Here is a 19,034-nt window from a genome sequence, read left to right as displayed (position 1 = left end):
ATTTACGAGGTAGTCCCATTTACAGGGCTGCCTCTTTTTTTTTGCGCCAAGCACTATAAACTTGTTTTGCATCAGAGGTCTGTGCTAAAGAAAAATGGGCTTTAAAAAACATATCCTTATCTTTGCCCAATCAACCAAAATCCCAATAAAATGATTAGGAGTTTATTGAAACTGGGTCTTCTGTTACTTATCTGTGTTTTGGGTTACAATTATTTCTTCGGTACCGAAGTGGAGAAAGAGCAGTCAGAAAGAATCTTCGGCAAAGTAAAAGACGTAGGTAAGGATGCCTGGGCCTTGCTGAAAACCGAGAAAGAAAAATACCGGGAAGGGAAATACGATGGTGCCGTCGACAAAGTTGGCAACACAGTGGAAAGCCTGGGCGACCTATTGGGCAGGCTTAGCCGCACCGCCAAAGACCTTAACGATTCCGGCGCTCTGGATCGACTAGGAGAACTGCAAGCCAAGCAAAAAGAATTGGAAAATGAGCTGGCTGGCGAAACGCAAGAGACCTATAGTGCCCAAGACGAGGAACGCGTAAAGAAAGAAGTCCAGGATTTGCTGCGCGAAACCGAAAGCCTGATGAAAGACATGGAGAAGGAATAATCCTTCTACGCTATACTTCAAGGGCGCGAAGCAGCCCGCATCCAAATCAAGGCGAAGATGTGCGCGAAACACTGTCTTCATAGCGCTTAAAAAACCATCTCCCTTCTAAGCCAGAAAAAGGATTTATTATCTTCAGCTTCTATTGGTTTTTCGGTCTCAAATTGATCGTTTTAACAACCAACATAGCAACCAATGCCAATAAACCAACGATCGGTTTTGCAATCGTCAGTACGATCACAATCAATAAGCTCCAGCTTGGAACACCCATGTCTCTGAGTCTTCTAACCATTTGACTTAAAAGAAAAACAAGCAAAGGAATCCCCGCAATCACTAAAGCACCGATCAGCACTGTTCTATCTCTTGATAAAGTAGCTATTCGAAAAATCACCAGCCCAAACGCTACTGCCATCAGCAGGCGTTTACCAAACATCATCCTATCCATTTTTCCTCTGAAACCAAACCAATCTCCAGCTACTTCGGCTCTTTCTTTCTGGCTTTGAGCTTCAAGTTCTGCATTGATTTCTTCCTTGGTGAAAAATGTTGGGTGATACAATTGTGCAATGATTTCCTCTTTTGAAATCCCCATTGCAACAAGTTTTTTAAGCCTGGCGATATTTCTTTGGGTTATTTTCTCCTTTGCTATTTCCTCCAGGTAATCAACAACACTTTCATCTAAACGCTGCATCTCTGAAGAGATCGGTATCCCTTCCTCCAATGCGGTCATATATCTCTCTAAGTGATTCTCCCTTAAAGACTGTTTAATGGAGCGCAGTACCTCATTGACTTGTTTACTGTACTTCAACTCCGCTTCTAGAGCGGCTTCCAGCGCTGAAAAAGACATCCCATTCAATACTTGGGAGTAATATTTTTCTTCGAGATGCTTCTTTTCCTGGTAGTCCATTGATTCTTTTGTTGCGTTTTGTTTCGTCTTATCTGAATGGTAGGCTCAGTTCACTTGCTGCCCATTGTGTCATTGCTCAAAAAAACAGGATTGTTAAGATGCTTAATCCGCACCATCCTGCCTAGCGACTTCAATCGTATATTGAGCAACATCGATGCCCTGGTCTGTTCCTATATAAGCATCAAAAGTCCAATGAATACCACCATAGACTCTGGAGATGGCGGCTTCTTCCGCCCAGCCTCTTACCAAGTTTGCCTCATTTGGAAAAATATAAGCAAGTACTTCGGCACCAGCCGCAGAAAACACGCTATGCCCTGATGTGTAAGATGGAAAATTAGGTGTACCCGCAATGGTTTTGAATCCATCAATCGTTTGTATTGGACGAGGGTAGTGATAATAATACTTGGCATCCCAACAACTTATTCCTCCATCCATCATTGCCATATTCAAATAGGCAAATGTTCTTGCAGATCTAAGCGGGTTTAAGTTATATTTTATAATAAACTCTTTTGCAAACTCATTCCAATGCCCCGGAGGAGTGTAGGTACCTAACCCATCTTGCCAAAAATTAGCAATCCTTCTTCTTTCAGTTGTAATGTTATTGGCATAATCCTTAAGTATTTCCACATCAGCCAAATATTCGGGAGAATCAAGATTAGGAGGCGGTATTGGACGAGTAGCTTCAACGTTCGGGACATTCCAAAGTGTCACCTTTCCAAATAATGGCGTAAGCCCTACCGGACGTTGAGGCAGCTCCTGATTGATCCACTGCCACCCAAATCTATTAAGGGCTTCTGCCGCTATAGAATCAGAAACTGCTTTAGGGGCTTGTGCATTTTTCATGCCGTCGGTAGCTGCTCTTGCCAAAGCAATGGTGGCAATCTCTTCACCGATTTGTATACCTGCATCAATATCACTTTGCACATACCCCCCAGATAATAAGAGACATCGTAGATGCTCAGTTTCTTGTGCTGCAAGGTACTCGGCTTCCAGAGGGAACATTGCTGTAAGTATTTTTCTAGAAGTAGCTGCTATGACTGCTCCGTCAGATGGATACGAAGGAATAGCATTATCCAGGTAAGCATAATTTATATCACTATCCTCCTGAAAAGGTGCAGCTCTGTTATATTTATACTTATAATGCCAGGCCGAGATCAATCCGTCAAACTGAGCAACCGACAAATAGGCAAGCGCCCGGACGGCATACGGTGGGTGAGCAAACGGAAATGCAGGAGGTCCAGAAGGGTCGTTAGGGTTTGGTAAAGTATAAGTACCATCTTCATTAGGACCTGGTATGATGTTATATTTGGCGATAAGTTCCAAAGCAATCTCGTTCCAGCGGATGGTGGAATTATCCGACCAGTATTTCACAGCTTGCTGATCAGCGCTGTTCATTTGTGCCATTTCCTCTTTTAAAATGGACAATTCTTGCTGATACTCTGCTGATGATGCCTCTGTAGGAGCAGGTATAACTATTTCATCTCCTGAAGCTAACAAGATAGGCGTCCATGTTCCCCCATCTTCATCAGCAGAAGAAAAAATATAGCTATCATAGGTTAGGAGCGTTGGCAATTCCTTTTCACACGCAACAAGCACGAACAGCGCCGTCAAAGCCAGCACCGGATATTTTAAAGTTTTCATGATAGGATTATTTTTTGAGGTAATTAAACTGATAAGTCACACCGATCCCTGTAGTACTTATTTTTGCCGCATTTCTGCCATTTACGACTCGATTGTGATAAGCAACAATACCGAGACCTTCCAAATTTGGGAAATAATAGTGAGCAAATATTCCCAATCTATCCATGTCAATATTATTCGTTGGTTGTGGAGCATTATAGGACCTGATATCGTCACCGCTGGTGGATTTAGACCCAAAATAGCTAAGCTCCATTTGCAATGAGTTTGATAACATCCAAAACCCTAGAGTAGCATCTATCGTCAAAGCATTGGGAACATCCATCCATGGGGTATAATAACTCCCATTATTGTAGTAGTATTCTCGTTCTGCTTCAGCGTATCCTCTCCATAAATATGCAAGCCCCCCTCGAATATAAAGATCATTGTTCCACTGATATTGGGTAATTGCCCGATAAGAAAGTTCAGGCGCACCAAGCCCCAAACTATAGGGCATATAGTCCGGAAGATAATTGGAAACAGGAGTCGAAAAACCAATCGTTGCAAATGCGGAGAATGTGCCTTTACCTCCTTCAATATTTAAAACTTGATATTTTATGGCAGCCGATAAATCCTGCAAACCACTTGCACCCGCAAATTTTCCTCCATTAGGATCAGAAGATTCTGTTTTAATGTAGGGTACCCCCAAGTAAAAGTTGAGTTTATCCCAAATACCGACAGCAATCATAGGCATGACAGTATTACGCTTCACCGTTGCGATGGTCTGATTTTCCCGCAACAATCCACCTTCCCAATATTGATCAAAGCTACCATAATTGTACTCTAATAATACACAGGCTTGCTTAGACTCCATCATTAATGCATCACTTGGCGTTTGTGCCGACAAGAACAAACTAGGTGATAATAAGCCCAAAAAAAGACTAACGAGATATCTCATGTTACTTATTTAAGATTTTATATTCATTGATTGCCATCAGTAAAAACTAGGCAACTTATTGATTAAGAAAAAAAATGGATCTGAATACTAAAGATCAGCTCTCCATAATATTATTATACATTTAGTACATTAATTACGCCAAGTCGTAGGGTAAAGATGAAAAAAAAAGACTAAAATAAGACATCAAGTACCAACCAATTCCCTTTGTTAACAAATCTTTCTAGGCAGATTTTATTAGAATTGTACAGTCCTTGATACGATTTTTTACATACAGCTGAGCACCTCCTCTACCCTATTCATCATCTCCTCCGATATATCCAAGTGAAAGGTCAGACGAATGGTTTGAGGCCCGAAGGCAGTGGCCAGGATGCCTTTTGTTTCTAATTGCTGAAGAAAATCAGCAGCGGTGGTCTTCCCAGCCAGGTCGAAGATGACGATATTGGACTGTACTGGCCTGACGCTTTCCACGTAGGGTTGGGCGGACAGTATGGCACCCATTTTTCGGGCGCGTTCGTTATCAATGGCCAGTCGATCTACATTGTTTTTCAGTGCGTAGAGTCCGGCAGCGGCGAGGTAACCTGCCTGGCGCATACCTCCACCCATGACCTTGCGCAAGCGACGAGCTTTCTTGATAAAACCCGCCTCCCCCAGCAGCAGGGAGCCCACTGGCGCACCTAACCCCTTGCTGAGGCAAATAGAGATACTATCGAAAGTAGCCCCCCAATCGGCAGGTGATTCTCCTGTTTCTACGAGTGCGTTGAACAGGCGGGCACCATCGAGGTGCAAAGCCAGGCCTTTGGCCGTACACAGCGCCCGAATCGGCTCAATTTCCGGCAAGCGGTAAATACTCCCTCCTCCCTTGTTACAGGTGTTTTCTATGACCACCAGGCGCGAGACAGGCAACCAATCGTAGTCAGGTTTGATGGCGGCTTCGATCTGCTCGGCAGTAATTTTACCGTTGATGCCCTGGAGGAGGTTCATGCTCACCCCTGAGTGAAAGGCGTAGCCAGCGGTTTCGTACTGGTAAACATGGCTGGTATAATCGCAAATCACCTCATCTAAGGGCTGAGTGTGGGTTTTGATGGCGATCTGATTGGTCATCGTTCCGGACGGACAAAAAAGTGCTTTTTCTTTGCCGAAAAGTGCCGCAGCGTAGCTTTCCAGTTCGTTGATGGTGGGGTCTTGTCCAAATACATCGTCTCCTACTTCGGCGGCCAACATCGCAGACAGCATAGCCGGAGAGGGTTTGGTGACCGTATCACTGATGAGGTTAATCATTTTTTTTGGTACTAAGTACGGGGTACTGGGTATTAGGATTAGATTTTGTCAGCGTCAAGCTATCTTTTCTCTAATCTCAAATTCCGATAATAAAAGAAATAATCAGGGTGGGTCAAAGACCATGCGCCAAGATAATACTTAGTAATTTGACGGAAATAACTTATTCCATTTTTTCCAACGATTCACGAATATTTTCACGCAAGCTCCTTTTAGTTGCTTGCTTAGAAAATTTTAGCGAATCAAAAATGGAATAAGTTATTTTTGTTCCGTCACTTAAGAAACAAACTAAACTTTTTCCCCCTCCAAGTTTCTGCAAAAAATGTCCTAGAACATACATGAGAAAAAACGATAATCTAATCTTAAACAATTATCTTTATTCTGCGAAATTGAAACACTGTGAAATGACCTGAAAAACCATGAAAACATCCCAAAAACGTGCGTTATTTTCTCTCGCGCTCCTGATCGCTGTTTTTCTTACGATTACTTCTCCTTTATTTTCCCAACTGGCTACCTCTGCCGTTTTTGGCAACAATATGGTGCTCCAGCGCAATCAACTGATTCGTATTTGGGGTACTGCTCCTCCCGGTACTGCGGTGCATTTAAGTTTGCATACCCAACTGAGTCTGGCTTTTGCTGATGATCAGGGTAATTGGGAAGCCATTCTTGGGGCACTTCCTGCAGGAGGGCCTTACGAACTTAATATTTACACCGACCAGGAAAGTATTACTTACCAAAATATTCTCCTAGGGGAGGTTTGGTTTTTTGCGGGTCAGTCGAACATGCAATGGCGATTGAAAAACACGCCCGAGGGTGCCGCAGAAAGTGCCAGTGCTAATTTTCCTCAAATTCGACTATTTGAAGCACCCGAAAACTTGGATAATGCCGCTAGCAGGCATCTTCCTTCAGGGAACTGGACGATTTGCACGCCTACCAGCAGTAAAGATTTTTCGGCCATCACCTTCTATTTCGGCAGGCAACTGCACCAAACTTTGAATGTCCCTATCGGCTTGGTCAACATCAGCTGGGGAGGTACTAAAATTGATAGCTGGATCAGTCCGGAAGGCCTATCAGGCTATCCCGAACTAGCGGAAGAGCTGGCCCTGCTACCCAACCTTGACCTAGAAGACGTAGAAAACAGCATTATCGCTGCCCAAAACAATTGGGATATCGCGGTAGACAGCGAAGACATTGGTTTGCAGCAAAACTGGCAAAACAACACTGTGAATTGGCAAAGCTGGCCTACCATGCTCCTGCCCAAACCCTGGGAAAGCGACGCACTACCGATGCGTGACGGCAGTGTATGGTTTAAAAAAAGCTTCACTTTGACTGCCAGCCAAGCCAGTCAAAACATAGCACTAGAATTAGGAAAAATCGACGATAGCGACCAAACCTGGATCAATGGCCAGCTGGTGGGCAGTACGGATCGTGATCCTGGCCAAATCAGAAATTACACCGTACCAGCTAACCTCTTGCAGGTGGGTGAAAACATCGTCACTGTGCGCGTAAGAGATTACGGCTTTGTGGGTGGAATGCTAGGAGGAGCCAGCAATATGAGAGCTTACCAGGGTATGTGGCAGATTTCCCTAGCCGGTTACTGGCACTATCAAATTGGCACTCCAAGCTTGGGAGAACGCCCCCTTGACCTGAGCCCCAATGACTACCCCAGCCTCATTTACAATGGCATGGTCAACCCTTTCCGTAGAATGGCCATGGCGGGCGTAGTCTGGTACCAGGGGGAAAGCGACACTGATGACCCTTACCATTATCGCGACAAGCAAATAAAACTTATTGATGATTGGCGCGCGGCCTGGGACATTGGTGATTTTCCTTTTCTGGTTACCCAACTCCCCTACTTCCGTACGGAGGCCACGCAACCCGGCGCCAGCAGCTGGGCCACCTTACGCGAAAGCCAAACCTACGCGCTAAAACGCGACAATACGGCCGTGGTGACAATGATCGATACCGGCGACATCACCAACATCCACCCCAACAACAAGCCATTGACGGCCAACCGTCTGGCCAACAATGCCCTCCGGATGGCTTATAACAGCAACAACATCGTCAACAGCCCTACCTACTTTTTGAGCATTCCCTCCGGGGCTTCCATCAGTATAATTTTCCGCAACTACGGCTCCAGCCTCACCAGTCTGCAACCCAACAATCTGCGGGGGTTCGCCATTGCAGGGAGCAATGGGCAGTTCGTGGCTGCCAACGCACAGTTGGTAAATGCACAAACCGTCAGCGTATCTTCACCCAGTGTGCCTCAACCAAAATACGTGCGCTATGCCTGGGCGGATAATCCGGGTTCCCTTAATTTGGTCAATACCCAAGGCTTGCCAGTAACGCCCTTTAGAACGGACACCTTGCCGACGCCTTATGAGTAAATCTTCCCTTGTGGACCTTAACCAAAAGTAATCTGGGCAAGAAACACGAGGTGATTGCCCGCAGGATGGTAGAGCGCATGAATAGAACCTTTCCTTAAAGGTTGACATTAATCATTCCCCACTACTAACACCGGTCATATCACCCCGACAAGGCTAAGCTTAAATTTGGTTGGACACCTCAAGAGAGGTTAAAACCAAAGTATATGAAGATCCTTTCTCCCGTTGATTTTTCCACCACCTCCGTCAAGGCCTGTGGCTGGGCGGCCCGTTTTCTTGAACAAATGGGTGGAGGTACCCTAGAGCTTTTGCATTGTGTAAATGTGGTGAGTCGTTCTGCTATGTTTATTAAAATGGATGATGTCTTTAAAGAACAGGCGGAAGCGGATTTTAAAGAGCTTCTTCCCAAGATTCGGGCCTTGGCTCCTAGCGTTGAAGTGTCCGCGAAAATCATCATTCGCGATCCGAAGACCTTTATTCCAGACTATGCGGGTCATTATTCTTTTGACCTCATCGTCAACGGCACCAAAGGGCTTACTGCACTGAAAGACATGACCGTTGGCAGTGTTACGGCCTATTTGATGGATCGTAGTCCGGTGCCGCTTCTCACCATTCCAGAAGAGACGGAATTCAGTCCCGTTGAGAAGATCATCCTGGGAGTAGATTCCAATGTTACGGAGGTAGCTGCTTTCCAATCAATTATTGATTTGGCGCGCAAAGTGAAAGCCGAGTTGATCTTTGTGAATACCAGTGAAGAAGTCAGCACTCCTGAAGAGATTGAATCTTTTACCCTGGCGATTGAGGGTATTAGCAGCAAAGGCTTTGTCATTCCCCAACGCAACTCCGTACCGCAAGCACTAAGCAAATTCAGCCTCGAGCAAGACGCTGACATTTTGGTGATGATTCACCGCAAAAGACAATGGTACCAACGTCTTTTCCAGACTAGTATTACCAAAGAGGGGCTCTTCGAGATCAAAACGCCATTGCTGATCTTACCTATGGATGCTACCTAAAAGTGCCATTATTTCTTCATTTCAACTTGTCCCAAATGTACCGGTTCTATATCATTCTGTTGCTGAGCTTGTTTTTCCTCAACCAGAAAAACACCGCTGAAATTCCACCTTTCATTTTCCCTGAACTCGATCAGGCAGCAGCGCAGCTTTGGCTCGCAGCCGATGAAAGGTCTGCAGCAGCTACGAATATTGCCCTAAACCAGTTAAGTCAAGAATGGAAACGAAGCCGAACGGAAGTGCTTGATTTTCCGATGACGGCCTACAACCCTTATCTTTTAGTGGGCACCCTGGACCAGATGGTCAAAGAAATGAGTAAAGCCCAAAGCAGGGAAGAATATGTCGAATTGATGGTGCTGACGGATCGTTTCTTATGGGAATTCCAGACCATTCGTGAATTTCACCGACAAAACTTTTACCCGCTGGATCTTTGGTGGGAGGTGCAAGCTATTTTTCAGGAAGTACATGCTGCTACCGATGACCCTCAGCTTGGACTACTTGAGTGGCAAGAATTGGAGTGTCTTTTTGATGAGATGGTTTGCCACCTCGTCGATTACGAAAACCGTGCAGAAACGTACCTTACCCAATATGCGCCCGAAGTAGATGAAGATGCCCACAAAGCTGCGATGAACCAGGTTTATCAGTGTATCAATGATTATCAAACAGCTCTGGCCAGCGGCTACCAGGAACGCCTGATCTGGCCTTGCGATCAACTGAAATATAGCTTGAACGATGTTCTAAGATGTTACCTTCCAGCTACAGCAATGCAGCTTTGATAACACGAGCTGTACCTTAAAGCGCATTGTGGTTAAGATGCCACAATGCGCTTTTCTCTTGTCTAACTTGCATAAATTAATGAGCAATTGCTGCGTCCTGGAAAGCATAATTGAGCAGATCATAAGTCGTAACGATTCCTACAATATGGCGATCCTCATCTACGATTGGTAGTGCATGAAATAGGTTTTCCCGAAAGTAGCCTGCGGCCATTAGTACCGTATCATCGGGATTTAGCACTGCTATTTGTTTGCTCATCACTTCACCTGCGAGCAAAGAACGAAAGACCGCCCGGTTGATTCTATCCGCTGCCGCTCGCTTGAACAAGGTAAACGAGTCCTGCAACTGATAATAATCTGATTTACTTATCATCCCTACCACCTTGCCATCTTTTTCGACAACAGGGATGTGGTGAATGTTATGTTTTTCGAAGATATCACTCACTACGTCCATCGCAGTAGTCAGATGAACGGTAATGACTTTGGTGGTCATAATATCTCCTAAACGACGGTTAGTATCCATGATCTTTATATTTGTTTGCTATAAAAATAGTCGTTGAAAAACCCCTCTGGTCTAATATTAATCAATAGTAAATGGTGATTTTACGCACAGATGGGCGACAATCCTGGTGTTGCCACCTGAACCGTCGCCCAATAACCAGCATATTTCTGTGTCATCGATTGCGAAGTGAAACCTTTTCGTGGTCGATATTTTACTTCACCACCAAAGTCGGGATGTGTTTATTGCTAGCGAGCACATTTTCCGTAACGCTACCCAATAAGAGTAATTCTACATTGGAATGACCACGTGCTCCCATGATAATGAAATCAACCTCTTTTTCCTTGGCGTAATCCATCAGGTAATGGGCGATGCCAGGACGGTCTTTTTCAAGCAGATGCTGCTCGATGTTTTCGTCACCTTCCGACAAGTGAGTAGCGATGAATGCTTCGAAAGCAGCCATACGGTCTTCTTCTACCATTTCCCGGAATTCTGTCTCCGTTTTACTCATCATGTAGGCGGAAATGTTTGGCATTTCGTAAACATTAAGTGCCAAAATCCGTGCGGGTACTTCGAGCCGTTTATTCATCGAAACGGCGGTCTGTAAAGCTCTTGCCGAATAGGGAGAAAAGTCAATCGGCACCAGTATTGTCTTAAGGCTCCGACGTGATTGCTCAGGCACGACCAAGGCATTGGAAGTCACCTTACGAGCAAGGTTTTTGGCCAGGATACCGTGGCTATTCGCAAAACGTTTTTGGCCAATAACAACCAAATCGGGGTTCAAGGCCTCGGCCTCATGGAGCAATTCTTCCAGCGGGCTTCCTTCATCTACTTTGTATTTCACCTGTCCGATCCTTCCATTGGTTAGTAGTCTACTGATTTCACCTCCCATCCTGTTTACCAGGGTTTCTTTGAGGATGTTCACCCCACTCAGGGGCATTACATCTTTGCGAAACAGCGGCGTCAGAAGATCAAAGCCAGGGACAACATGAAGGAAAAAGCCTGCTTTCACAGGAATAATTCCCGACAAAAAATCGAGGTATTGAAGCAGTGCTTCATCAGCACCTCCCATCTCCAAACCCATTAATACTTGCTTTACTTCCATAGCAGGAATAGTTGCTGTTTCCCAGCCACCCAGTTTTTCTTTTATTGCTTCCATGATCTTGATTTTTTTAGTAAAAGTTTACACTTGATATCCTATTGAATGACCTGCGTAGAATGAAGACCTTTACGGTTTTGTACGCCTAAAGTCCAATCATCCGTAGAGGTCGTCTGTAGCCATAAATTATTGGACTTCCGAAATACTTGTACGTGCAAGCCGAAGCGGGATTCCATTTGCTGCTCAAAGTCTGCGACTGATTGTTCCGCATTCAATGGCATTTCTCCGACCGTTAAATTGGGTTGAATTTTGGCCAGTAGCACCTCCGATGCGTATTCCATTTTTCGGGGTGAACCTTGATGATCCTGGTGCTCCTTTTGGTAGAAGCCTAGTTTGAGGCCGGGAAAAACGGCATGAAATTCCTGCTGTAATTCGCCAACCGTTCGGGTAGATTGAATAAGCATAGCGTAAAATTTTGAACCTCTGCTATGTGAATAACGAGAAGTAAATATTTACAGTAATATCCACCTATTCAAGAGGAAGTGTGATGACGTCAGTCAGAAGAGACACTGATCTTTGTCAGTCATCCGTCAGCAATTGACGAATTCGGGGAGAAAGCTTTTTGAGTTCTACATCCGTCAAGCTTGATTTCACCAAAGTGGACAAATGGACAAACGACCAACTCAATGCAGGTTTTTGAGCTTCATATTTTATTACCAAAACGGAATCGGGTTGAAAATTTTTGACGTAGTCAGGTGGATACTGTTTGTCTAAGCTATTATTGATACCCGAACCCAGTAAATGGATGCCGTCTGGTGTTGTCATAGCGTATCCCTTGCTAACCATACCGACATCGCCACTAATGGAAACCACCTCCACTCCACGCGCACGAATCGCTTGGAGTAGCGGGTAAATTTCGGCAGTAAAATTACCTTCTGCCCGGCAATCTGGTCGTACGGGCATTCCTCTGACATTGTCTAGTAGCAAAGTATCACCAGCCTTATTGACTTTAAGCTCATTAAACAAACCATGGTGATGCAGGAGCACCAAATGAGAGGCGGCCGCTACCGTATCCAGCACAGACTTGAGCCAATCGAATTGCGCTGCTTTAGCCTCACAGTCCTCCTGAGCTGGGCCCCAAGGGTGATGCCAAAAAAGATTGGTATTCAAAACAATGGTTTGCAGACCATGCTGCCAGTGCGTGTAATAAGAAGGTCGCCCCGTGGCAGCTAGTAGCAAATTGGCGTCACCTTCCAGCAAATCGTGGTTACCCCAAGCCCATTGGGTGTGTGGGCTTTTGAGATCAAAAAGACGGTCAAGGTAAGCCAACGTCGCTAGAGATTTGCTGGTTCGCGCACAAACATCTCCCCCTAACCAAACGCCTTGGTATTGATCAAAATCAAGCAATTCTAGTCGCGGATCTATCCGATCTTCCACCAGCCAATCGTAGGGATGCCCTAGGAAAATAAATTGTTGAGACGTCTGGTCCGGAGCAGGAGAAGGAGCTTGGCAACTCGTATTCACTAGTAGCAGCAAAACAAAAAATCCACCAATAAACAATGGAGCATTTTTCAAGATGACAGCATTTTTTCCAGTTCCTTTTGTAAATGGAGCACATCGTCCAGCTGTTCGCTGCGCTGCATGCGGGTGGAAAGGTCCTGAATGGTTGCTAAAGACACGGCTTCGCGTTCTACTTCCCAGCGCAGGTTTTCCATTTCTGCCAGCTCGTCATAGTGCTTTTCCCGGTATTGGTCCAATTCTGTTTTTTTCACTGCCAGAGCGGCCAGTAGTTCATGTTGCTGTAAGAGCGCTTGGAGTTTTTTCAAGCATTGCTGAAAGAAAGAAATCTTGGTCTTACGCAATTGTAGTTCCTGCTCAAAGCCGTGGATCAAGGCTTCCGTTTGGGATTTCATCCCGGCATTTACGTTGGCAGCATTTTTTAGTTGTTGCTTTAGTTCACGAAGGCTTTTTTCAATCTTGGCAGCCTCTTCTTCCAGGCGCGACATCTGCCGTTCACAGTCGGCAATTTTTCCATTGATTTGTCCAGCAGTGGTACGTTCGTAGGCTTTTCTTTCTTTTTTTTCTTGCCAGGTATTGGTAAAGAAATATACTAAAACCATCGCCAGTAGCAGCACTAAGACGATGATTAAAAGAAAACGTATGACGGGTAATACCCGGATCAGAAAGAGGAGCGACAACAAAACGACTCCTCCAATTAAAGCCAGTCGGATAACATCTATACTTCGCATGATTCAAAGCTAGTGATTTTTCATCACCTGATAAACCCATGGCTTACCAATTTCACTTTAGCATGACCATAAAATTGTCAGGGAAGGTTGTACTTTTGCAGCAAAGATTTCCACATGCAATTTTTACAAGAGCTTCAGGAACGTTACATCCAGGAATTCAGTAACAATGTTCCTCTCAGTGAATTCCTTCTCAATATCCTGGTTGCCAGTATTCTGGCGGGAATATTGCGGCTGTTTTACATTCATTTTGGGAATGCTATTTCCAACAGGAGGCGTTTTGCCAACAACTTCCTTCCCTTGGCATTGGGTACACTGCTGATCATTATGATCGTAAAATCTTCCATTGCCCTTTCTTTGGGATTGGTGGGGGCGCTTTCCATTGTCCGGTTTCGAGCAGCTATAAAGGACCCCGAAGAGCTTGTTTATCTTTTTATGACCATTGGTATTGGACTCGCTTGTGGTGCCAACCAGCCCATATTAGCGGGTATTTCAATCGTCGTCATTCTGGCAGTCCTTTGGATAAGCAAGCGTATCAACGGCGAAGCAGTTGGAAATACCGGGCGATTGTTCATCAATATCAGTACAGACCTTGATGATCTCGAAAAAGTATCTGCGGTCTTACTCGCACATCTTCCTTACGTAGAACTTAAGCGCCTTGACACCCTGGAAAAGGGCTTGGATTTGTCCTACATCGCCCGGGCAGATACTCCAGAACAACTCAACGCATTGCAAAAGGAAATCCGCAGTTTATCAGAGCATACCCGCCTTTCGCTGCTTGAACAACCAGAACTCATCGTCTGATGCGGCTTACCCCGGCAAAAGGACCTTCGCCCCTGGCACGTGAGCGGGGCATATTGGCGCTAGGCTTACTGCTCCTGGGTGGCTTTTTGTGCGTTTTCCTATGGAAACCTGCGTCCTCTTCAACAAACACAGTGCCCCTCCTTATTTGTGGTGCCGAAAAACAGCAAGGAGATCACTTTATCTACGAAAGTTACAAATTCTCGGGCGTCGAATACCGTAGTCGCCAGCAAGTACGTACGGGTCGGCACAGCATCGCCCTGCCCGCCGATGGCCAAACACACTATGGATTTACCATCAACTTGCCAACCGTTTCACCGGGTGAAGTTTACGAAGTAAGCGTCTGGAGCTATGGCAATCTGCAGAAAAGCGGAAAACTGGCCATCCAGGGGCAAGAACCCGCAGGTTTTTACCAGGAAACTGCCGAAGTCAAAACCAGCGATCAAAAAGGTTGGCAACAGCACCTGCTCCGCTTCCATATTCCTTTTCAACAAGCCCCCTCGTCGATAAATATTTACGTTTATACCAATGGTACCGAGCAAGTCTATTTCGATGATTTGCGTATTGAAAAAATCACCCAATGGGACGCGCAGGCCTTTCAACCCACCCAACTCCATATACAGCTGGATAAAAAGGCCTTGGAGCAACTCCGTGAAAAAAGAAACGAAGCATTACGCAAGGGTCTATTGCAAACCAGCGAAGACGATTGGGTGAGTGCTACGATGACCGAAAGTGACACCACCCGCGACATCAAAATCCGGCTCAAAGGCGACTGGCTGGATCATTTGCGCGGAGATAAATGGTCCTTTCGCATCAAACTTAAAGGGCAACAAGCCTGGCGAGGTTTACGCACCTTTAGCCTCCATACACCCGCTGCGCGTTATTACCTGCACGAGTGGTTGTTGCACCAATACTGGCAAGATCTGGGCGTTCTCACTCCGAGATACGATTTGATAGAAGTCATCATCAACGGGGAGTCCCGTGGCATTTACGCCTACGAAGAGCACTTTGAAAAACAGTTGGTAGAATCACAGCGACGTCGTGAAGGGCCTATCGTCAAGTTTCAGGAAGATGGCTTCTGGGCAGGCGTTGCCCGGCAATTTGAGCACCACGGTTTCGTGCGATCCAGTAGTAGCTACAGTGCAGAAAATCCAGCCAATGTCCCACTCGTAGCGTTTAACCAAGAAGAATTACTGGCCGATACTACCCAGGCCCGCCTTCTGCGGGAAGCCCTCTCCTTGCTCGAACAATACCGCCAAGGCGATAAAAGCGCTGAGGATCTCTTTGACCTCCCTTTGCTGGCGCGTTATTATGCGGGTTGCGATCTGTTCAATGCCTATCACGGTATCGTTTGGCACAACCAACGGTTTTATTACAACCCCATCACCGGCAGGTTAGAGCCTATTGGCTTCGATGGCTTTGCTGATGCTCCCTCCCGGCGCTACCACTTCCTGGCCGAGGGGACACTCCACCGGGAAGCCCCCGAAAGCACTAGCTTGCCCGCCTTTTTACTCCAGGATTCGGCCTTTATCACCAACTATTTGTCTGTCTTGGAAAAACTTTCGCGCCCGGAGCAATGGGAGGATTTTTTCCAAAAACACGAAGCAGCCTGGACGGCGCGCTTGCAGTGGCTACAAATGGAATTCCCAAACTACCAACCCGAAGTAAAAACCTTTGCGGAAGAAGTTGCTTTTGTGCGTTCACATTTGCTTCCCTTTCGGGAAAACGTGCTGCGCAGCTACCAAACTACGCAGGGAGAAATTCTTGTCGAGAATACCCATACCTTGCCGGTGGTGCTGAAGGGTTATGGCCTTGGCCCCGATTACCAAACAGGTAGCTTTAACTCACCTATTTGGCTACCCGCTGGCCCAGTACGTAATATGTTTAGCAAACTACAAACGACGGGTAAACCACTGGCCTTCCGTAGCCTTGATTTTTGGGACAAACAAGCCCTCGCTTTTCAGGAGACGCCTACGATGACGCCCGTAAAAATACCTGCACAAGCCAATTACATTTTCCTTCAATTGCCGGGCTGGGACAGTCTTATTGCTGCACCTATTAACCGACTTGAACCCCCACAAACGATACAAATTTCCGCCCAAGCTTATCGCCAGGGAAGCAAGCCTCAAGACTTCCCACGCTTCCGCTGGGGGAAAGCGGAACAAGCCATCACTATCCCAGCGGGTGAGCATCGCCTGCGAAAAGACCTCATTGTCCCTAAAGGGTACACGCTGCAAATAACAGCTGGGGCCAATATTTATCTGGAAAATGCGGCAGCGATCATCAGCTATGGCCCCGTACGTGCCCTTGGCGAAGAGGAAACGCCCATTTTTATCCAATCAGAAGATGGTACAGGGCAGGGACTGCAGGTCTTGCAGTCTCCCGTGGGTTCTATGTTGCGGGGAGTTGTCTTTCGCAATTTACGTAACCTTAGAAAAGGCAACTGGCAGTTGACAGGAGCTGTTACTTTTTACGAATCAGCCGTCGAAATAGTAGGGTGCAAGTTTCTGGACAACCAAAGTGAAGATGCCCTTAATATTGTAAGATCAAGCTTTGAAATGACCCATTGCCTTATTCAAAACACCAGTTCCGATGGCCTCGACACGGACTTCTGCAAAGGCACGATCAAGGAAAGTGTTTTCCGACAAACCACCAATGATGGTGTGGATTTTTCGGGGAGTATTATTACCTTAGAGGATGTCGAAATGCAGGAATGTGGTGATAAAGGGCTCAGCGCCGGGGAAGCCAGTGACATTACCGTCATCAATGCCCTGATTGCTGATTGCAATATTGGTCTGGCAAGTAAGGACCAGTCGACGCTTTATCTCCGCAACAGTCAGTTACGCAACTGTTTGCAAGGATTGGTTGTTTTTCAGAAGAAACCGGAATTTGGCCCTGCGTATTTGCTTGCGGAGCAACTGAAAGTTGAAAACGTAACACGGCTATACCAAATAGGACCAGGTAGTCGTTTGCAGATCGACGAAAAGCTTTATACAGAGTAATGAAAAAGCTACTGAACCAAAACATTTAATTCCATGCGCACAATTCTCCTCTTAACCCTAGTCCTGACAGGACTCACCATTTCAGCACAAACCTTTCGGTGGAACACGCCTCAGGAAGAGCAGGCTCCTGCTAACAACGATCCGCTGATCGACGAAACAGGTTACGCCTTGTTTTACGCTGATTACCTCGAAGGCAACGCTACGGCACTAGGTGAAATCTATCGCCACAACCTGATGACGGCGGGCCATCCCAAACTCCCCTTGGGTACCATCGTCAAAGTTACCCGCCTGGACAATGGCTTGTCGACCACGGTAAGGATCAATGATCGTGGAGCTTACTGTGATGATTGTATCATAGACCTGAGCCGTGCTGCTGCCCAGCAAATTGACATGATCAGGGTTGGGCGCACCAAAGTCAACCTGACGGTAATGGGCTTTAGCAACAACAACCCTCCTACCCCTGCCAACTACCAAGCTCCGGCGGCCGCCAACCAGCTTGCAGCCAGAACGCCAGCAACGGAATACTATTATTCCCCACCGGTTGAAAAGCCCCAAGATTTCCAGACGGCCAAAGGAGTAGAAAGTACCTATACCAGGACTTACCGTCAAACCAATACCTTTGGTCACGACCAAATCATCAGGACCATTCCTGTACAAGCGACACCTTCTGGTTATGATGGAATGGGCAACCCCATAAATCCTACCAATCAACACGATAATCGGCCAGCGCTGGTTACCAAATCAGGCACAAGCCCCGTGGTCAGCAATGGTCAGGTAGAAATCCTTACCACCGCCATCAGCCCCTACGCCGTGCAATTGGCTTCTTACGGTGAGTTTACCAATGCGGAGCGCCACGTGATGGCCCTTCAAGCCAAAGGATTCAATAGCATTTTTGTGATGCAGCAACAACGTCCCGATGGTGGTATCATCAACCGCGTAATTGTTGCTCCCTTTAACTCTGCCACTGACGCCCACAACTACCTCGCCGAACTCCGCCAATATCACCAGATGGAAGGATTGGTGGTGACGATGAAGTAGGGGTTGATGGTTGATGGTTGATGGTTGTTGGTCGATCGTAAACGCTTACACTTTTACACCTTTCCAACTTTTACACCCTTCAACTTCCGACCTCAATCGGTTGAGCATTTAGCTTCCCTAAATTACCTACCTCTTGTGGGACTGCGACGAATTTGGTCACTGGTAAAAATCTGGCCAGAGGTGGTATTGTCTTGTTCAATAAGCGGTACTTGCCAGGATGGGCAAAATGGGCCTGAATATTTCTCCATTTCTTCATCTTGTCCCAGCTTGACGACGAGATGGCTACTATCGCGTTTAGCCAACTTAATATCCTCTGATTCAATCGGGTACATACCGAGGTAGGAAAATTGCAGCCTGTAAGTAAGGGTGTCGTTGATTTGTGCCAGCTGAAAATGGAACCGACCATCAAAATCGGTTTCTGTGCCTGCTACCAGGTGTTCGTTCTGGTAAATTGCGACGCTGCCAAAGAGCACAGGTTCATCTGTTCCTAGCACCGTCACTAAGCCTGAAAAAATCACTTTATTCGTATCTGCGATTGTAGGAGTAATATTTGTTTTCTCTATTACAGAAGTACTCATCGCTAATCGCTGCGCTAGACTTGGGTAAACCTGGCAGGCTGAAAGGAGCATCGTCAAAAGTAGCCCTAGATAAAATGGAGCGATAGGAAGGTGCTTAAGTATTTTTGACATGGGCATGATGATTATAAAGCCTTATAAACGGAATAGCTGGGGCATTTGTTGATCTGTTGTAGCTCCCTTTCCTGAATTTCACAAATTCCTGCGTGTTTTTTCATTCTGCTTTGGCAATTCTAGCGGAAGAAGCGACCTT

At 46.1% G+C, this 19,034-nt stretch carries 17 protein-coding genes; 7 read left to right on the top strand and 10 right to left on the bottom strand.

Annotation, left to right across the window (positions count from 1 at the left end; translation table 11 throughout):
- The first annotated feature begins 150 nt into the window (after window positions 1–150).
- Window positions 151–603, top strand: coding sequence for a hypothetical protein (locus AB0L18_RS20820; RefSeq protein ID WP_367389254.1), 453 nt, complete (start codon window positions 151–153; stop codon window positions 601–603).
- A 139-nt stretch (window positions 604–742) separates the two neighbouring features.
- On the opposite strand, the gene AB0L18_RS20815 is transcribed toward AB0L18_RS20820, so the two are convergent.
- The 4 genes from AB0L18_RS20815 to AB0L18_RS20800 all read right to left on the bottom strand — a co-directional run bounded on the left by AB0L18_RS20815 (window position 743) and on the right by AB0L18_RS20800 (window position 5,357).
- Window positions 743–1,504 (bottom strand): DUF805 domain-containing protein, encoded by a 762-nt coding sequence (locus tag AB0L18_RS20815; RefSeq protein WP_367389253.1) that lies wholly within the window; start codon window positions 1,502–1,504, stop codon window positions 743–745.
- Window positions 1,505–1,606: 102 nt separating this feature from the next.
- A complete protein-coding gene (locus AB0L18_RS20810; RefSeq protein ID WP_367389252.1) occupies window positions 1,607–3,145 on the bottom strand; it encodes a phosphatase PAP2 family protein in 1,539 nt (512 codons plus the stop codon).
- Window positions 3,146–3,152: 7 nt separating this feature from the next.
- On the bottom strand, window positions 3,153–4,079 hold the full coding sequence (locus AB0L18_RS20805; protein ID WP_367389251.1) for a transporter: 927 nt from the start codon (window positions 4,077–4,079) through the stop codon (window positions 3,153–3,155).
- 264 nt (window positions 4,080–4,343) lie between these two features.
- On the bottom strand, window positions 4,344–5,357 hold the full coding sequence (locus tag AB0L18_RS20800; RefSeq protein WP_367389250.1) for a low specificity L-threonine aldolase: 1,014 nt from the start codon (window positions 5,355–5,357) through the stop codon (window positions 4,344–4,346).
- 416 nt (window positions 5,358–5,773) lie between these two features.
- Between AB0L18_RS20800 and AB0L18_RS20795 the strand changes: the two genes are divergently transcribed.
- From AB0L18_RS20795 to AB0L18_RS20785, 3 genes are all read left to right on the top strand, one after another.
- Window positions 5,774–7,741 (top strand): sialate O-acetylesterase, encoded by a 1,968-nt coding sequence (locus AB0L18_RS20795; protein WP_367389249.1) that lies wholly within the window; start codon window positions 5,774–5,776, stop codon window positions 7,739–7,741.
- Between the two features lie 203 nt (window positions 7,742–7,944).
- Entirely contained in the window at window positions 7,945–8,751 is an 807-nt protein-coding gene (locus tag AB0L18_RS20790; protein ID WP_367389248.1) for a universal stress protein, read from the top strand.
- Between the two features lie 35 nt (window positions 8,752–8,786).
- Entirely contained in the window at window positions 8,787–9,524 is a 738-nt protein-coding gene (locus tag AB0L18_RS20785) for a hypothetical protein (protein WP_367389247.1), read from the top strand.
- Window positions 9,525–9,600: 76 nt separating this feature from the next.
- On the opposite strand, the gene AB0L18_RS20780 is transcribed toward AB0L18_RS20785, so the two are convergent.
- The 5 genes from AB0L18_RS20780 to AB0L18_RS20760 form a co-directional block, all read right to left on the bottom strand.
- The gene (locus AB0L18_RS20780) at window positions 9,601–10,044 is read right to left on the bottom strand and encodes an HPP family protein (RefSeq protein ID WP_367389246.1); all 444 of its coding nucleotides are present in this window, start codon (window positions 10,042–10,044) and stop codon (window positions 9,601–9,603) included.
- 190 nt (window positions 10,045–10,234) lie between these two features.
- Complete coding sequence (locus tag AB0L18_RS20775; RefSeq protein ID WP_367389245.1) at window positions 10,235–11,179, bottom strand: universal stress protein; 945 nt, start codon at window positions 11,177–11,179, stop codon at window positions 10,235–10,237.
- 38 nt (window positions 11,180–11,217) lie between these two features.
- Window positions 11,218–11,583: a hypothetical protein gene (locus AB0L18_RS20770; RefSeq protein ID WP_367389244.1), complete on the bottom strand. Its 366-nt coding sequence runs from the start codon at window positions 11,581–11,583 to the stop codon at window positions 11,218–11,220.
- A gap of 115 nt (window positions 11,584–11,698) precedes the next feature.
- Window positions 11,699–12,694 (bottom strand): hypothetical protein, encoded by a 996-nt coding sequence (locus tag AB0L18_RS20765; protein WP_367389243.1) that lies wholly within the window; start codon window positions 12,692–12,694, stop codon window positions 11,699–11,701.
- Entirely contained in the window at window positions 12,691–13,368 is a 678-nt protein-coding gene (locus AB0L18_RS20760; protein WP_367389242.1) for a hypothetical protein, read from the bottom strand. Before AB0L18_RS20760 ends, AB0L18_RS20765 begins: the two co-directional genes overlap by 4 nt.
- Before the next feature lie 114 nt (window positions 13,369–13,482).
- Between AB0L18_RS20760 and AB0L18_RS20755 the strand changes: the two genes are divergently transcribed.
- The 3 genes from AB0L18_RS20755 (at window position 13,483) to AB0L18_RS20745 (ending at window position 18,206) form a co-directional block, all read left to right on the top strand.
- On the top strand, window positions 13,483–14,169 hold the full coding sequence (locus tag AB0L18_RS20755) for a DUF4956 domain-containing protein (RefSeq protein ID WP_367389241.1): 687 nt from the start codon (window positions 13,483–13,485) through the stop codon (window positions 14,167–14,169).
- A gap of 131 nt (window positions 14,170–14,300) precedes the next feature.
- Window positions 14,301–17,168, top strand: a complete 2,868-nt coding sequence (locus tag AB0L18_RS20750) for a CotH kinase family protein (protein WP_367389240.1) — start codon at window positions 14,301–14,303, stop codon at window positions 17,166–17,168.
- Between the two features lie 33 nt (window positions 17,169–17,201).
- Window positions 17,202–18,206, top strand: a complete 1,005-nt coding sequence (locus tag AB0L18_RS20745) for a septal ring lytic transglycosylase RlpA family protein (protein ID WP_367389239.1) — start codon at window positions 17,202–17,204, stop codon at window positions 18,204–18,206.
- A 122-nt stretch (window positions 18,207–18,328) separates the two neighbouring features.
- Here the strand turns inward: AB0L18_RS20745 and AB0L18_RS20740 are convergent, their stop codons facing one another.
- On the bottom strand, window positions 18,329–18,895 hold the full coding sequence (locus tag AB0L18_RS20740) for a hypothetical protein (RefSeq protein ID WP_367389238.1): 567 nt from the start codon (window positions 18,893–18,895) through the stop codon (window positions 18,329–18,331).
- Window positions 18,896–19,034 lie beyond the last annotated feature (139 nt).

This window comes from Lewinella sp. LCG006, assembly GCF_040784935.1.
Classification (GTDB): Bacteria; Bacteroidota; Bacteroidia; order Chitinophagales; family Saprospiraceae; genus Lewinella.
Note: the sequence above shows the minus strand (reverse complement) of the source record. Positions and strands in the feature narration are given on the sequence as shown.

Coding starts and splice junctions, on each gene's coding strand:
- AB0L18_RS20780 (WP_367389246.1), bottom strand. CDS start 10,044: ATGGATACTAACCGTCGTTTAGGAGATATTATGACCACCAAAGTCATT.
- AB0L18_RS20785 (WP_367389247.1), top strand. CDS start 8,787: ATGTACCGGTTCTATATCATTCTGTTGCTGAGCTTGTTTTTCCTCAAC.
- AB0L18_RS20745 (WP_367389239.1), top strand. CDS start 17,202: ATGCGCACAATTCTCCTCTTAACCCTAGTCCTGACAGGACTCACCATT.
- AB0L18_RS20790 (WP_367389248.1), top strand. CDS start 7,945: ATGAAGATCCTTTCTCCCGTTGATTTTTCCACCACCTCCGTCAAGGCC.
- AB0L18_RS20770 (WP_367389244.1), bottom strand. CDS start 11,583: ATGCTTATTCAATCTACCCGAACGGTTGGCGAATTACAGCAGGAATTT.
- AB0L18_RS20760 (WP_367389242.1), bottom strand. CDS start 13,368: ATGCGAAGTATAGATGTTATCCGACTGGCTTTAATTGGAGGAGTCGTT.
- AB0L18_RS20815 (WP_367389253.1), bottom strand. CDS start 1,504: ATGGACTACCAGGAAAAGAAGCATCTCGAAGAAAAATATTACTCCCAA.
- AB0L18_RS20755 (WP_367389241.1), top strand. CDS start 13,483: ATGCAATTTTTACAAGAGCTTCAGGAACGTTACATCCAGGAATTCAGT.
- AB0L18_RS20775 (WP_367389245.1), bottom strand. CDS start 11,179: ATGGAAGCAATAAAAGAAAAACTGGGTGGCTGGGAAACAGCAACTATT.
- AB0L18_RS20805 (WP_367389251.1), bottom strand. CDS start 4,079: ATGAGATATCTCGTTAGTCTTTTTTTGGGCTTATTATCACCTAGTTTG.
- AB0L18_RS20740 (WP_367389238.1), bottom strand. CDS start 18,895: ATGTCAAAAATACTTAAGCACCTTCCTATCGCTCCATTTTATCTAGGG.
- AB0L18_RS20795 (WP_367389249.1), top strand. CDS start 5,774: ATGAAAACATCCCAAAAACGTGCGTTATTTTCTCTCGCGCTCCTGATC.
- AB0L18_RS20820 (WP_367389254.1), top strand. CDS start 151: ATGATTAGGAGTTTATTGAAACTGGGTCTTCTGTTACTTATCTGTGTT.
- AB0L18_RS20800 (WP_367389250.1), bottom strand. CDS start 5,357: ATGATTAACCTCATCAGTGATACGGTCACCAAACCCTCTCCGGCTATG.
- AB0L18_RS20810 (WP_367389252.1), bottom strand. CDS start 3,145: ATGAAAACTTTAAAATATCCGGTGCTGGCTTTGACGGCGCTGTTCGTG.